The sequence below is a fragment of the Oceanicola granulosus HTCC2516 genome (genome assembly GCF_000153305.1).
Taxonomy (GTDB): domain Bacteria; phylum Pseudomonadota; class Alphaproteobacteria; order Rhodobacterales; family Rhodobacteraceae; genus Oceanicola; species Oceanicola granulosus.
Map to the genome: position 1 here is coordinate 372,352 of NZ_CH724108.1, position 12,616 is coordinate 384,967.

A 12,616-nucleotide genomic window follows, 5' to 3' on the forward strand; every position below is an offset into this window, starting at 1 on the left:
TACGCCCCTTCTTGTACGATTTGTGCAAGCCCGGCGCGACGGCCTCCCACCCCACCTCGGCCAGCTCCCAGTCGGCGGCCGCCCTGCGCACCGACTCCAGCGCGCTGCGGAAGGTGGCGATGCGATCGCGCACCTCGTCGCGCCTCGCGGCGGCGTCGCGGGCGTCGGCGAGCACGCGGCGCAGGCCGGCGAGGTCCGGCGCGCCGTCGAGCGCGGCGAGGTGCCGGCCTACAGCGCGAGCCGGAACCGGGGCGCACGCGACGGCCACAGCTCGAATCCCGCGGCCGGGTAGTAGGCCTGCGCCTCCGGGTTGTCCGGGTGAGTCGCGACGACCAGCTGGCTCGCCCCCGCGTCCCGCGCCAGCACGACGGAGGCCTGCAGCAACGCCCGGCCCACCCCTTGCCCGCGCGCCTCGGCGTCGACGTAGAGGTGGTGCAGCTCCATCCCGTGGCGCGCGCAGTGGAGACGCAGCAGCACCGAGAGCGCCGCGTAACCGCGAGGCCGCCCCTCGAATTCGGCGATCAGCACCCGCAGCGGCGGCTCCGCGCCGGTGACGTCGGCGAACAGCTTGTCGCGGCTGTGGCCGGCGGCGTCGCCGTGATGCGCGGCGAGCGCGTGCACCATCCGGTCGAGCTCGGGCAGATCGGCATAGGCGAAGGGGCGGACCCGCAACTGGCGGGGCGGGGGCAGGGTGGTCTCGGTCATCTCGCGTCTCCGGGCAGGCCGAAGGGCGGTGTCCACGAAAAAGCCGCCCCGCGGCGGCTTCGTTCAGGTCAAACGTCGTCCGCCGGCTCTAGTGGGAGCCGGTAAAGTAGACGGTGCGGACGGTCTGGCGGGTCATGCGGCGGAGAGTAGGCGGCTGGGGGGCGGCGGGTCAACAGGAGGTGGCGTGAGGTCGGCGCGGGGGGGCGCAATGAATGCGCACCCTACGGGTTGCGGACAGGGGCGCCGCCTTCGAAGAGGTTGTCCTCGTGATAGCTCACCGGGGCTTGGCTCATCTCGAGGTGCAGGCCATCGCCCTCGTAGGGGTGGGCGCGGGCGAGGTCCTCGTCGAAGGCGATGCCGAGGCCTGGCTCGTCGCCGATCTCGACGAAGCCGCCCTCGACGCGGATCGTGCCGCCGACGAGGCGGGAATGGAAGTCGGTCTCGATGGTTTCGGCCATCAGCAGGTTGGGGATGGCGGCGGCGAGCTGCAGGTTGGCGGCCCACTCGACCGGGCCGGCATAGAGGTGCGGCGCCATCTGCGCGCCGTGCTGCTCGGCGAGCACCGCGATCTTGCGCGCCTCCCAGAGCCCGCCGGCGCGCCCGAGGGCGGGCTGCAGGATGCGCGCCGCGCCCGCGCGCAGCACCGCGGCGAACTCGGACGCCGTCGTCAGCCGCTCGCCGGTGGCCACCGGCACCCGCACCGCGCGCGCCACCTCGGCCATCGCGTCCGGATCGCCCGGCGGGACGGGCTCCTCGTACCAGAGCGGGTCGTAGGCCTCGAGCGCGCGGCCCAGGCGGATCGCGCCGGGCACGGAGAACTGGCCATGGGTGCCGAACAGCAGGTCGGCCCGGTCCTCCACCGCGTCGCGGATCGCCTCGCAGAAGGCCATGGAGCGCGAGATGTCGGACATCGCGGGCATGTGGCCGCCGCGGATCGTGTAGGAGCCGGCCGGGTCGAACTTGACCGCGGTGTAGCCGCGCCCGACCAGCTCGAGCGCCGACTCGGCGGCCATGTCGGGGTCGTTCCAGAAGGCGGGCAGGGGATGGTCGATGCCGGGATAGAGGTAGGAATAGCAGCGCACCCGCTCGTTGACGCGCCCGCCGAGCAGCGCGTGCACCGGCCGGCCGCGCGCCTTGCCGAGGATGTCCCAGCAGGCGATCTCCAGCCCCGAGAACGCGCCCATCACCGTCAGGTCGGGGCGCTGGGTGAAGCCCGCCGAGAGCACCCGGCGCAGCATCAGCTCGATGTTCTCGGGGTTCTCGCCCTCCATGTGGCGCGCGAAGACGTCCTCGATCACCGCCCGCATCGCCTCGGGGCCGACGGTGGCGGCGTAGCATTCGCCGTAGCCGGTGATGCCGTCGTCGGTGGTCAGCCGGGGCACGATCCAGTAGCGCCCGCCCCAGCCCGGGCTGGGCGGGGCCACGACGAAGATTTCCAGATCCGCCAGTTTCATGCGCGCGCTCCCCTGCCTTGCGGCGCCGACGACATCACGTCGGCGCCGGAGCGTCCAGTGCCGCCCTAGAAGACGATGACGTTGCGCCGGGCGCCGCCGGACTTGGTGTCGGCGATGGCCTCGTTGATCTCCTCGAGCCGCCATTGCCGCGAGACCAGCTCGTCGAGCTTGAGCCGGCCCTGCCCGTAGAGGTCGACGAGCCACGGGATGTCGCGCCGGATCACGGTGTCGCCCATCTTGGAGCCGATCATCGCCTGCCCGGCGGCGGCGATGTTGCCGGCCTCGTAGGTCGAGACCTTGCCGCTCGCGGGCATCCCGACCATCACCACCCGGCCGCCGGGGGCCAGGTAGTTGGGCGCGCTGTCGTAGGCGGCGGCGACGCCGACCGAGACGAAGACCGCGTCGACCCCGCGCCCGATCGCCGCGCGCACCCGCTGCCAGGGGGCCGGATCGGTGGCGAGGACGGTGTCGGTCGCGCCGAACTGGCGGGCGGCGTCGAGCTTTTCCGGCGCGAGGTCGACGGCGACGATGCGGCGGGCGCCGGCGATGCGGGCGCCCTGGATGGCGTTGAGCCCGACGCCGCCGGCGCCAATCACCAGCGCGTCCTCGCCGGGCCTGAGGCCCGCCGAGTTGACCACCGCGCCGACGCCGGTGACGACGCCGCAGGCCAGCAGCGCCGCCGGTCCCGGGGCGAGGTCGTCGCCGACGACGACCGCCTGACTCTGGTCGACCACCACCCGCTCGGCGAAGGCGCCGCAGTTCATCGCGGCCCAGAGCGGGTCGCCATCCGGCAGGGTCATGGGCGCCGGGGCGTCGCTGGTCGGGTCTTCGCAGAGGGTCGGGCGGCCGCTGCCGCACTGGGCGCAGGTCCGGCAGGCGCGGATCAGCGTCACCACGACCCGGTCGCCCTCGCGCAGGCCGGTGACGCCGGGGCCGATTGCCGTGATGCGGCCCGCCGCCTCGTGGCCGTAGACCGCCGGCAGCGGGCCGCCCCAGGCGCCGTCGGCGTAGGAGATGTCGGAGTGGCAGATCGCCACCGCCTCGAGCGCGACCTCGATCTCGCCGGCGACGGGGGCGCGCAGCTCGACATCCTCGATGGTGAGCGGCGCCCCGAACGCCCGGCAGATCGCGGCTTTGACTTTGGTCATCAAGCACCTCCTCGCGCCACCATCCGCGCCCGGCGGGGGGGATCTGGCTCGTTTGCGACAGGTGCGCGCCGGTCTGCGGCGTGTTGGGGGGCCGGTCGGGCGCGGGACAAGGCCGCAGGCCGCCGCGCCCTCGCCGGGCCGCCCCCACGGCTCGGCGATCGTTGACCGTTGGCGCATCGCTCAGAGCGAGTGCGGCAGCTTCGGGTATAAACCGCCTACCACGACCGGTGGATCGCCTGTCCGCGGCCCGGCGAGGACACGGCTTGCGCTTTGCTCCGAAGCGAAGGGCGAGCTGTGCCGGGCGCGGGACGAGGCCGCAGGCCGCCGCGCCCTCGCCGGGCCGCCCCCACGGCCCGGCGAACATCAGCCGTCAGCACATCGCTCGGAGCTGTTGCGGCAGCTCCGGTCATCAAGCGCCTACCACGGCCGGCGGATCGCCGGGCCGCGGCCCGTCGGGGGCGCGGCTTGCGCTTTGCTCCGGAGCGAAGGGCGAGCTGTGCCGGGCGCGGGACGAGGCCGCAGGCTGCCGCGCCCTCGCCGGGCCGCCCGCACGGCCGGCGAACGATTGCCGTCAGCGCACCGTGCGGAGCTCTTGCGGCAGCTCCGGGCATCAAGCGCCTACCACGGCCGGCGGATCGCCGGATCGCGGCCCGTCGAGGGCGCGGCTTTCGCGCTGCTCCGGGGCGAGAGTTCGAGCTGGACTGGGCCGCGCCCCTCTCGTCCACGGCCGACCTCCCTCAGCACCTCGAGCAGCGCCGCGCGCTCGGCGCCACTCGCCGGGCGCGGAGGCAGCGCGTTGACATGAACACTGATTCATGTTTCATATCGGGCGAATTTGGAGGATTGGGAGGATCCGAAGATGACGCCTATGACCAAGCTCGCAACGCTGGCGGGGCTGATGCTCTGCACCACCGCCGCGAGCGCCGACATCCGCATCGCGCATGTCTACGGCAAGACCGGGGCGCTCGAGGCCTATGCCGAGCAGAGCCACATCGGGCTGATGCTGGGGCTCGAATACGCCACCGACGGCACCATGGAGATCGACGGCGAGCCGATCGAGGTGCTCGAGTTCGACACCCAGCTCGACCCGGCCATCGGCCGCGCCGCGCTGGCCGAGGCCTACGGCGACGCCGACGCCCACATCGCGGTCGGGCCGGTCTCGTCGGGGGTCGCGCTGGCGATGCTGCCGGTGGCCGAGGAATACGAGCGGATCCTGATCGTCGAGCCCGCCGTCGCCGACAGCATCACCGGCGAGAACTGGAACCGCTACATCTTCCGCACCGGCCGCAACTCGAGTCAGGACGCCATCTCCAACGCCGTGGCGCTGGGCGGCGAAGACGTGGCCATCGCCACGCTGGCGCAGGACTACGCCTTCGGCCGCGACGGCGTCGCCGCGTTCCGCGAGGCGCTCGACGGCACCGGCGCCGAGATCGTGCACGAGGAATACGTCCCCACCGACACCACCGACTTCACCGCCGCGGCCGAGCGGATCTTCCAGGCGATGGAGGGCGTCGAGGCCGAGGACAAGAAGCTGTTCATCATCTGGGCCGGCGGCGGCAATCCGATGAGCGCGATCAACGCGATGGACCCCTCGCGCTTCGACGTCGAGATCGCCACCGGCGGCAACATCCTCGCCGCGCTCACCGCCTACAAGGAACTGCCCGGCCTCGAGGGCGCGACCTACTACTACTACGAGATCCCGCAGAACCCGGTGAACGACTGGCTCGTCGAGCAGCATTTCGACCGCTACGACAGCCCGCCCGACTTCTTCACCGCCGGCGGCATGGCGGCGGGCATCGCGGTGGTCGAGGCGATCCGCGAGGCGGGCGGCGCCGTCGACACCGAGGCGCTGATCGAGGCGATGGAGGGCATGGAGTGGGAGACGCCCAAGGGTACGATGCGCTTCCGCCCCGAAGACCACCAGGCGCTGCAATCCATGTACCACTTCACCACCGAGGTGCAGGAGGGCAAGGATTACGGCGTCCCGGTGCTGGTGCGCGAGCTCGGCATCGACGACATGGACATCCCCGTCCGCAACCAGTGACGGCAGACGGGGCGGCCCCGCGCCGCCCCGCGCCCCTCTCCCTCAGCCGGACATGACGCAATGAGCCAGACGCTTCTGGAGACAGCCGGACTCACGGTCCGCTTCGGCGGCCACGTGGCCGTGGACGCGGTGAGCTGCGCCTTTCGCGCCGGCGAGCTGACGGCCATCGTCGGCCCCAACGGCGCCGGCAAGACGACCTACTTCAACCTGATCTCCGGCCAGATCGCCGCGAGCTCCGGGACCGTCACCCTCGCGGGGCAGGACATCTCGCGCCTCTCCGTCGCCGCCCGCTGCGAACGCGGGCTGGGGCGGGCCTTCCAGCTGACCAACCTGTTCCCCAACCTCACCGTGCTGGAAAACGTCCGGCTCGTGATCCAGGGCCGGCGGGGCCGGGGGTTCAGCCTGTTCTCCATGGCGAGCGCCGAGTTCGAGCTGACCGACGCGGCGCTCGTGGTCCTCGAGCGGGTGCGGCTCGACCGGCTGCGCGATCACAAGGTCGCCGAGCTCAGCCACGGCAACCAGCGCAAGCTGGAGGTGGCGATGCTGATCGCGCTCGAGCCGAAGGTCTACATGTTCGACGAGCCCACCGCCGGAATGAGCGTCGACGAGGCGCCGGTGGTGCTCGACCTGATCGCCGAGCTCAAGCGCGACAGCGACGCCACGATCCTGCTCGTCGAGCACAAGATGGACGTGATCCGCACCCTCGCCGACCGCATCGTCGTGCTCCACAACGGCGCCCTCGCCGCCGACGGGCCGCCGGCGGAGGTGATGGCGTCGGACATTGTGCAGGAGGCCTACATGGGCCGGGAGCTCGAGGATGTCTGAGCCGATCCTGCAGCTCACCGGCGTCGAGACCGACATCGCGCAGTATCACATCCTCCAGGGCGTCGACCTCGCCGTGCCGGCCGGGCAGGTGACGATGCTGCTCGGGCGCAACGGCGTCGGCAAGACCACGACGCTGAAGACGATCATGGGCCACTGGCGCGCCCGCGCCGGGGCGATCCGCTTTGCCGGCGAGGACATCACCGCGCTGCCGACCCCGGCCCGGGCGCGGGCGGGGATCGGCTTCGTGCCCGAGGACATGGGCATCTTCACCGACCTGACGGTGGAGGAGAACATGATCCTCGCCGCCGCCTCCGGCCCGCTCGAGCCGGCCCGGCTCGAGGCGGTGTTCGCCGCCTTCCCGCCGCTGCGGACCTTCTGGAAGAGCGAGGCCGGCAACCTCTCGGGGGGCCAGAAGCAGATGCTCTCCATCGCCCGCGTCATGGCCGAGGAGCGCCGGCTCTACCTGATCGACGAGCCCACCAAGGGCCTCGCCCCGGCCATCGTCTCGACCATGGCCCGCGCCCTGCGTGAGCTGAAGGCGGCCGGCGCCTCGATCCTGCTGGTCGAGCAGAACTTCGCGGTGGCCCGCGCGCTCGGCGACAGCGCGGCGGTCATGGACGACGGCCGCATCGTCTGGACCGGCGCGATGGCCGAGCTCGCTGCCGACGCCGCGCTGCAGGAGCGGCTGATGGGCCTGAGCATGGAGACTGCCCGATGAGCGTCGCCCCCGACCACACGCCCCGCATGGAACGCCTGCGCCCCGCCGAGCGGCTCGGGCAGGCGGCGCCCTACCTGCTGGTGCCGGTGCTGGTGCTGCTCGGCTGGCTCGCCATCGGCTCGCCCTCGTCGTGGCTGACGCTGACCGTGTCGGGGCTGGCGATGGGGATGATGATCTTCGTCATGGCCTCGGGGCTGACGCTGGTCTTCGGGCTGATGGACGTGATCAACTTCGGCCACGGCGCCTTCATCTCGCTCGGCGCCTTCCTCGGCATCTCGGTGCTGCTGGCGCTGCCCGGCTGGACCGCCGCCGACAGCCTGGCGCTCAACCTCACCGCCGTCCTGCTCGCCATCGCGGTGGCGATGGTGCTGACCGGGCTGGTGGGCTGGGGCTTCGAGCGGGTCATCGTGCGCCCGGTCTACGGCGCGCACCTCAAGCAGATCCTCGTCACCGTGGGCGGGCTGATCGTGATCGAGCAGCTCATCCACGTCATCTGGGGGCCGGACGAGATCTTCCTCACCCGCCCCGAGGCGCTGAAGGGGGCCGTGACCTTCGCGGGCGCGGCGCTCGAGAAGTACCGCATCCTCGCCGTCGGCTTCGGCCTCGTCATCTTCGTCGCCATGCGCCTTGTGCTGCGGCGCACCAAGATCGGGCTGATCGTGCGCGCGGGGGTGCAGAACGGCGAGATGGTCGAGACGCTCGGCTACCGGCTGCGGCTCGTCTTCATCGGCGTCTTCATCGCCGGCTCGGCGCTGGCGGGGCTCGGCGGGGTGATGTGGGCGCTCTACCAGGAGGTCATCACCGCCGGCATGGGCGAGCGGATGATGATCCTCGTCTTCATCGTCGTCATCATCGGCGGCCTCGGCTCGGTGGAGGGCGCGTTCATCGGCGCGCTGCTGGTGGGGCTCCTGCAGAACTACGTCGCCTTCCTCGAGCCCAAGCTGGCGCTGGTCAGCAACATCGGCCTGATGACGGCGATCCTGATGTGGCGCCCGCAGGGGATGATGCCCGTGGTGAAGGCAAAGTGATGCTGAACACACTGCTCTCCGGCGACCGCCCCCGCTCGCTCGTCCTCACCGCGCTGCTGCTCGGCGTGCTGATCTCGCTGGCCTTCGCGCCCTTCCTCTTCCCCGGCGTGCGCAGCCTCGAGACGGCGGCGACGATCTGCATCTTCATCCTGCTCGTCGCCTCCTACGATCTGCTGCTGGGATATACCGGCATCGTCAGCTTCGCGCACACGATGTTCTTCGGCCTCGGCGCCTACGGCGTGGCGCTGGCCTCGACCCATGTCGGGCGCGGCTGGGGCGCGCTGGCGCTCGGCACGCTGGCCGGCGCGCTCGCGGCGGCGGTGCTGGCGCTGGTGATCGGGCTGTTCTCGCTCCGGGTGCGGGCGATCTTCTTCGCGATGATCACCCTCGCGGTCGCCTCGGCGGTGGCGGTGCTGGTGAGCCAGCTCTACCAGCTCACCGGCGGCGAGGACGGGCTGACCTACCGCATCCCGCGCGAGCTGACCCCGGCCTTCCGGCTGGGCGAGGTCTTCGGGGTCCGGATCACCGGCAAGATCCTGAACTACTACCTGATCTTCTTCTGCTGCCTGGCGCTCTTCCTGCTGCTGCTGCGCGTGGTCAACTCGCCGTTCGGGCGCGTGCTGCAGGCGGTGCGCGAGAACGACTTCCGCGCCGAGGCGATCGGCTACCGCGTGGTCTATTACCGGATCACCGCGACCTGCCTGTCGGCCGCCGTCGCCGCGCTCGCCGGCTCGCTCTACGCGATCTGGCTGCGCTACGTCGGGCCCGACACGACGCTCAGCTTCGAGATCATGCTCGACATCCTGCTGATGGTTGTGATCGGCGGCATGGGGACGATGTACGGCGCGGTGCTCGGCGCGGTGATCTTCGTGCTGGCGCAGAACTATCTGCAGAACCTCATGGGCGTCGCCGCCGACGCCGCGACGGGCCTGCCGCTGCTGCCCGAGCTGCTCGATCCGAACAGGTGGCTGCTCTGGCTCGGCGTGCTGTTCATCCTGTCGGTCTACTATTTCCCGGCCGGGATCGTCGGGCGGCTCCGGGCCGGGCGCTAGTGGCGCGCCCGCTCGTCCTGCTGCACGGCTGGACGATGTCCGGTTCGGTGTTCGACGGGCTGGCCGCGCGGCTCGGCGGGTTCGAGTGCCATGCGCCCGACCTGCCGGGCCACGCCAGCGCCGCGCACCTGCCACCGACCCTCGACGCCTGCGCCGACCACGTCCACGCGCACCTGCCCGCGGGAGCGGTGCTGGTCGGCTGGTCGATGGGCGCGGCGGTGGCGTGGCGGATGATCGAGCGGCACGGGGCGGGGCGGCTGGCGGGGTTGATGTGCGTCGACATGAGCCCGCGGATGGTCAACGCGCCCGGCTGGCCGCACGGGCTGCGCGAGCAGGGGGCGGCGGACGTGGCGCGCACGACGGCGCGAATGGAAGCGGACTGGCGCGGCACCGCCGAGGCCATCGCCGCGACCATGTTCGCCGACAGCGCCGGCGCGCCCGGCTTCAGCCGCGCCGATGCCCGCGCCGCCATCCTCGCCAACGATCCCGACAAGATGCGCGGCCTCTGGCGCGAGCTGACCGCCGCCGACCATCGCGGGATCATCCCGCAAATCGGCTGCCCCTGCCTCGTCGCCCACGGCGCGCTGAGCCGCGTCTACCCGGCCTCCGCGGCCGACTGGCTGGCGGAAAAGCTGCCGGACGCCAGCCGGTACAGCTTCGCCGCCTCCGGCCACTCGCCGCACCTCGAGGAGCCTGACGCCTTCGCGCGCGTGCTCACTGAGTGGTCGGCTCGGCTTCCATAGGCTCTTCGGTGTAGACCAGCCCCCAGCGCTGCAGCAGGTCCTGCTGCAGCCGCCTGGCGCGGGCGTTCCACGGGCGGGCGCCGTCGGGGATCTCGTCGCCGCTCGCCTCGCCGGCCTCGCGCGCCTCGAGCTCGCCGCAGATGATGCTGAAGGCGAGGGTCTTGCCCTCGGCGGTGGTGATGTAGCCGCCGAGCGCGCTGACGAAGTTGAGCGTGCCGGTCTTGGCGCGCACCGTGGCGGGGTAGCCGTCGATCGGCGCGCCGGCGTCGTCCTTGAGCACGTGGCGCTTCAGGATCGGGCGCAGCTTGTCCATCACGCCGGGCGCGACGAACATCTTCACCATCTCGCCCGCGCCGATGCGGGAGCGGTCGCCGAGGCCGGAATGGTCGACGAAGGCGCTGGTGACGCCGTAGGTGTCGCGCAGCCAGTCGTTCATCGCCTGCGCCGAGGCCAGCAGGCTGTCGGGGCGGCCGTGCAGCTCGCGCGTGGCGCTGAGGCCGACCACCTCGGCGGTCAGGTTGGTCGAGTAGAGCAGCATCTCCTCGAGGATCGTCACCAGCGGCGCGCTGTCGTGGCGGGCGATCTCGGTGCCCTCGGGCGCCTCCTCCACCAGCTCGGCGGCGTCGAGCTCGATGCCCTCGCTGCGCGCGATCGTGCGGAACACGTCGCCGGCATAGAGCGCCGGCTCGCGCACCGGCAGCCAGCGCGCGCCGCCGTCGCCCAGCTGGCGGCGGGCGACGGTCCACTCGTCGATGTCGTCGCGGCTGGCGTAGGTGTAGACGGGCAGGGTCCGGTCTTCGACCGTCATCCGCGAGGTGGCGACGGCGGGGGCGTAGCCTTCGCTCACCGCCTCCATCGTCACGTCGTAGCCCGAGCCCGACCGCGCCCAGGCGAAGTGGACGCGGTTGTAGTTGAGGTTGAGCCCGGAGATCGCGGGGTTGTAGCCGAGGTGGTCGAGCTGGTCGGTGTCGATCTCGTGCTCGTGGGGCAGCGCGCCGCCCCAGACGAGGAAGCGGCCCGCGACCTCGGTGATGCCGGCGGCCTTGAGCGCCTTGGCGAGATCGCCGAGGTTGTTGCTGCCGAGCGTCGGATCGCCGCCGCCGACCAGCGCGAGATCGCCCTCCAGCACGCCCTCGCGCACCTCGCCGAGGGCGACGAGCCGGGTGGTGAAGCGGTAATCGGGGCCGAGGGTCTCGAGCGCGTAGAGCGCGGTCATCGCCTTGGTGACGCTCGCGGGGGGCAGGCCCTCGTCGGCGGCGTAGCCCTCGATCAGCTCGCCCGTCTCGATGTCGGCGACCGCGGCGCTGACCGAGCCGAGCACCCGCGAATTCTCGACGATCTGCTCGAGCGACGGGCGCACTGCGGGGGCCGTCGCGCCAGGATCGAACGCCACCGCGCCGCCCGCGCCGTCGGGGCGCAGCCGGGGATGGAGCGAGCGCAGCGGCGCGTCGGCGAGCGCGGCCTGGCCCGCGGCGGCGGCGAGCGTTCCGAGGAACGCCCTGCGAGAGAGATGTCCTGCCATGCGCGGACCCTATTGCAATGAAATCCACCGGGACAACTAGCCTCACGCCCCCCTTTTGCAAACGTGATCCGCCCGCTCGGCAGCCCGCCGCCCGTGCCGGCCGGGAGGGGCGGCTTGAACTCCGCGCGCGGCCTGTCATGCTCGGCGCGGATGTGGATTTCCCGGAGAGGCGACAGGGGTGGGGCGCAGACCGTCGATCGGAAAGGTGGCCGCCGGGGGCGGGGCCGGACGGGTGGCACCCGCATGAGCCGCCGCCGGGGCTTCTTCCAGTTTGACGACCCGTTCTACCGCCCGCTCTGGCGGCGCGTCGTCATCGTCGGCCTCTGCATCGGCTGGGGCCTGTTCGAACTCGCCGCCGGCGCCGTGGGCTTCGCGATGCTGTTCCTCGGGGTCGGCCTCTATGCCGGCTACCGCCTGTTCGTGACCTACGACCCGGAAGACCCGGACGGCACCGACAACTAGGCCGGCGGCGCGAAGACCAGCTCGCAGCGCAGGCCGGCGGGCAGGGCGAGGTCGGCGTTGTCGAGCGTCAGCTCCAGCCCGAACGTCCCCGTGGCGGCGTCGAACACGCGGTCGACGACGCTGACGGTGGCGGCGTACTCGCCGCCCACCGGCGCTTCGGGGCGCACCGTCAGCACGTCGCCGGGCGCGACGGCGCCGATGTAGTCGATCGGCGGGAACGCCTCGACCTTGAGACGGTCGATCCGGGCGAGCGTCAGCACCGGGCGCTGGGCCTGGTGCAGCTCGCCCACCGCGAGCGCCCGCTCCGTCACGATCCCCGGCATCGGCGCGCGCAGCCGCTTCTGCGCCAGCCGCGCCGCCGCGGAGCGGGCCTCGATGGCGGCGAGGTCGCGGTCGGTCATGGCCGTGGCGAGATCCTGGCGGGCCACCTCCGCCTCCATCCGCGCCTCGCGCGCCTGGCTCTCCGGCACCGAGCGGTTGCGCGCCAGGCGCTCGGCACGCTCGGCCTGGTCGTCGAGGTAGGCGAAGCGCGCGCGGGCGGCCTCGACGCGGTGTGTGTCCTCGGCGCGCGCCTGCGCAAGCTCCAGCTGCACCGCCTCGACCGACGCCTCGAGCTCGGCGAGCACGTCGCCCGCCGCCACCACGTCGCCCCGCGCCACGTGCACCGCCGAGACCAGCCCCTCGACCGCGAAGGAGAGCTCCGCCGTCTCCGCCGGCTCGATCAGACATGTCACCGGCGCCACCTCCTCGGCGAGCGCCGATCCGGCGAGCGCGACGGCGAGGCCGGGGGCGAGGAGGTGGGCAGAAGACAATTCAGCGTCCTTGATTTTTTGCGGGATCAGGCCGTTAATACATCATTAAGGCATTTTTCGAGCACCAATAAGACAAACTTTCACCCGCATTTTCGGGGATCGT

The 12,616-nt window shown here is 72.0% G+C and carries 13 protein-coding genes; 7 read left to right on the forward strand and 6 right to left on the reverse strand.

Annotation, left to right across the window (positions count from 1 at the left end):
- The 4 genes from OG2516_RS20465 to OG2516_RS14185 all read right to left on the reverse strand — a co-directional run.
- Positions 1-268, reverse strand: a 268-nt coding sequence (locus OG2516_RS20465) for a hypothetical protein (RefSeq protein WP_007256394.1), incomplete at its 3' end; no start/stop codon positions are given.
- Positions 229-705 (reverse strand): GNAT family N-acetyltransferase, encoded by a 477-nt coding sequence (locus OG2516_RS14175; RefSeq protein WP_007256395.1) that lies wholly within the window; start codon positions 703-705, stop codon positions 229-231. The genes OG2516_RS14175 and OG2516_RS20465, both read right to left, overlap by 40 nt.
- Before the next feature lie 221 nt (positions 706-926).
- Positions 927-2,159, reverse strand: coding sequence for a mandelate racemase/muconate lactonizing enzyme family protein (locus tag OG2516_RS14180; protein WP_007256396.1), 1,233 nt, complete (start codon positions 2,157-2,159; stop codon positions 927-929).
- Between the two features lie 65 nt (positions 2,160-2,224).
- Positions 2,225-3,307: a Zn-dependent alcohol dehydrogenase gene (locus OG2516_RS14185; RefSeq protein ID WP_007256397.1), complete on the reverse strand. Its 1,083-nt coding sequence runs from the start codon at positions 3,305-3,307 to the stop codon at positions 2,225-2,227.
- An 868-nt stretch (positions 3,308-4,175) separates the two neighbouring features.
- Between OG2516_RS14185 and OG2516_RS14190 the strand changes: the two genes are divergently transcribed.
- From OG2516_RS14190 to OG2516_RS14215, 6 genes are read left to right on the forward strand one after another with little or no spacing between them, the layout of a single operon-like run.
- On the forward strand, positions 4,176-5,351 hold the full coding sequence (locus OG2516_RS14190) for a substrate-binding domain-containing protein (protein WP_007256398.1): 1,176 nt from the start codon (positions 4,176-4,178) through the stop codon (positions 5,349-5,351).
- Between the two features lie 60 nt (positions 5,352-5,411).
- A complete protein-coding gene (locus OG2516_RS14195) occupies positions 5,412-6,176 on the forward strand; it encodes an ABC transporter ATP-binding protein (protein ID WP_007256399.1) in 765 nt (254 codons plus the stop codon).
- Positions 6,169-6,894, forward strand: coding sequence for an ABC transporter ATP-binding protein (locus OG2516_RS14200; RefSeq protein WP_007256400.1), 726 nt, complete (start codon positions 6,169-6,171; stop codon positions 6,892-6,894). Before OG2516_RS14195 ends, OG2516_RS14200 begins: the two co-directional genes overlap by 8 nt.
- Complete coding sequence (locus tag OG2516_RS14205; RefSeq protein ID WP_007256401.1) at positions 6,891-7,922, forward strand: branched-chain amino acid ABC transporter permease; 1,032 nt, start codon at positions 6,891-6,893, stop codon at positions 7,920-7,922. The genes OG2516_RS14200 and OG2516_RS14205 overlap by 4 nt, the downstream gene beginning before the upstream one ends.
- Entirely contained in the window at positions 7,922-8,974 is a 1,053-nt protein-coding gene (locus OG2516_RS14210) for a branched-chain amino acid ABC transporter permease (protein WP_007256402.1), read from the forward strand. The genes OG2516_RS14205 and OG2516_RS14210 overlap by 1 nt, the downstream gene beginning before the upstream one ends.
- On the forward strand, positions 8,974-9,717 hold the full coding sequence (locus OG2516_RS14215) for an alpha/beta fold hydrolase (protein ID WP_007256403.1): 744 nt from the start codon (positions 8,974-8,976) through the stop codon (positions 9,715-9,717). Before OG2516_RS14210 ends, OG2516_RS14215 begins: the two co-directional genes overlap by 1 nt.
- Here OG2516_RS14215 and dacB read toward each other — a convergent pair.
- On the reverse strand, positions 9,689-11,239 hold the full coding sequence (dacB, locus tag OG2516_RS14220; protein ID WP_007256404.1) for a D-alanyl-D-alanine carboxypeptidase/D-alanyl-D-alanine endopeptidase: 1,551 nt from the start codon (positions 11,237-11,239) through the stop codon (positions 9,689-9,691). The two genes, OG2516_RS14215 and dacB, sit on opposite strands and share 29 nt — an antisense overlap.
- Positions 11,240-11,482: 243 nt before the next feature.
- Here dacB and OG2516_RS14225 point away from each other — a divergent pair, with 243 nt between their 5' ends.
- On the forward strand, positions 11,483-11,701 hold the full coding sequence (locus tag OG2516_RS14225) for a hypothetical protein (protein ID WP_007256405.1): 219 nt from the start codon (positions 11,483-11,485) through the stop codon (positions 11,699-11,701).
- Here the strand turns inward: OG2516_RS14225 and OG2516_RS14230 are convergent.
- Positions 11,698-12,513: an efflux RND transporter periplasmic adaptor subunit gene (locus OG2516_RS14230; protein ID WP_007256406.1), complete on the reverse strand. Its 816-nt coding sequence runs from the start codon at positions 12,511-12,513 to the stop codon at positions 11,698-11,700. The two genes, OG2516_RS14225 and OG2516_RS14230, sit on opposite strands and share 4 nt — an antisense overlap.
- Between the last annotated feature and the right edge of the window lie 103 nt (positions 12,514-12,616).

What these genes read in the sequence shown, in the direction of transcription:
- OG2516_RS14175 (WP_007256395.1), bottom strand. Translation starts at nt 705, where the DNA reads ATGACCGAGACCACCCTGCCCCCGCCCCGCCAGTTGCGGGTCCGCCCC.
- dacB (WP_007256404.1), bottom strand. Translation starts at nt 11,239, where the DNA reads ATGGCAGGACATCTCTCTCGCAGGGCGTTCCTCGGAACGCTCGCCGCC.
- OG2516_RS14225 (WP_007256405.1), top strand. Translation starts at nt 11,483, where the DNA reads ATGAGCCGCCGCCGGGGCTTCTTCCAGTTTGACGACCCGTTCTACCGC.
- OG2516_RS14205 (WP_007256401.1), top strand. Translation starts at nt 6,891, where the DNA reads ATGAGCGTCGCCCCCGACCACACGCCCCGCATGGAACGCCTGCGCCCC.
- OG2516_RS14210 (WP_007256402.1), top strand. Translation starts at nt 7,922, where the DNA reads ATGCTGAACACACTGCTCTCCGGCGACCGCCCCCGCTCGCTCGTCCTC.
- OG2516_RS14195 (WP_007256399.1), top strand. Translation starts at nt 5,412, where the DNA reads ATGAGCCAGACGCTTCTGGAGACAGCCGGACTCACGGTCCGCTTCGGC.
- OG2516_RS14180 (WP_007256396.1), bottom strand. Translation starts at nt 2,159, where the DNA reads ATGAAACTGGCGGATCTGGAAATCTTCGTCGTGGCCCCGCCCAGCCCG.
- OG2516_RS14185 (WP_007256397.1), bottom strand. Translation starts at nt 3,307, where the DNA reads ATGACCAAAGTCAAAGCCGCGATCTGCCGGGCGTTCGGGGCGCCGCTC.
- OG2516_RS14190 (WP_007256398.1), top strand. Translation starts at nt 4,176, where the DNA reads ATGACCAAGCTCGCAACGCTGGCGGGGCTGATGCTCTGCACCACCGCC.
- OG2516_RS14200 (WP_007256400.1), top strand. Translation starts at nt 6,169, where the DNA reads ATGTCTGAGCCGATCCTGCAGCTCACCGGCGTCGAGACCGACATCGCG.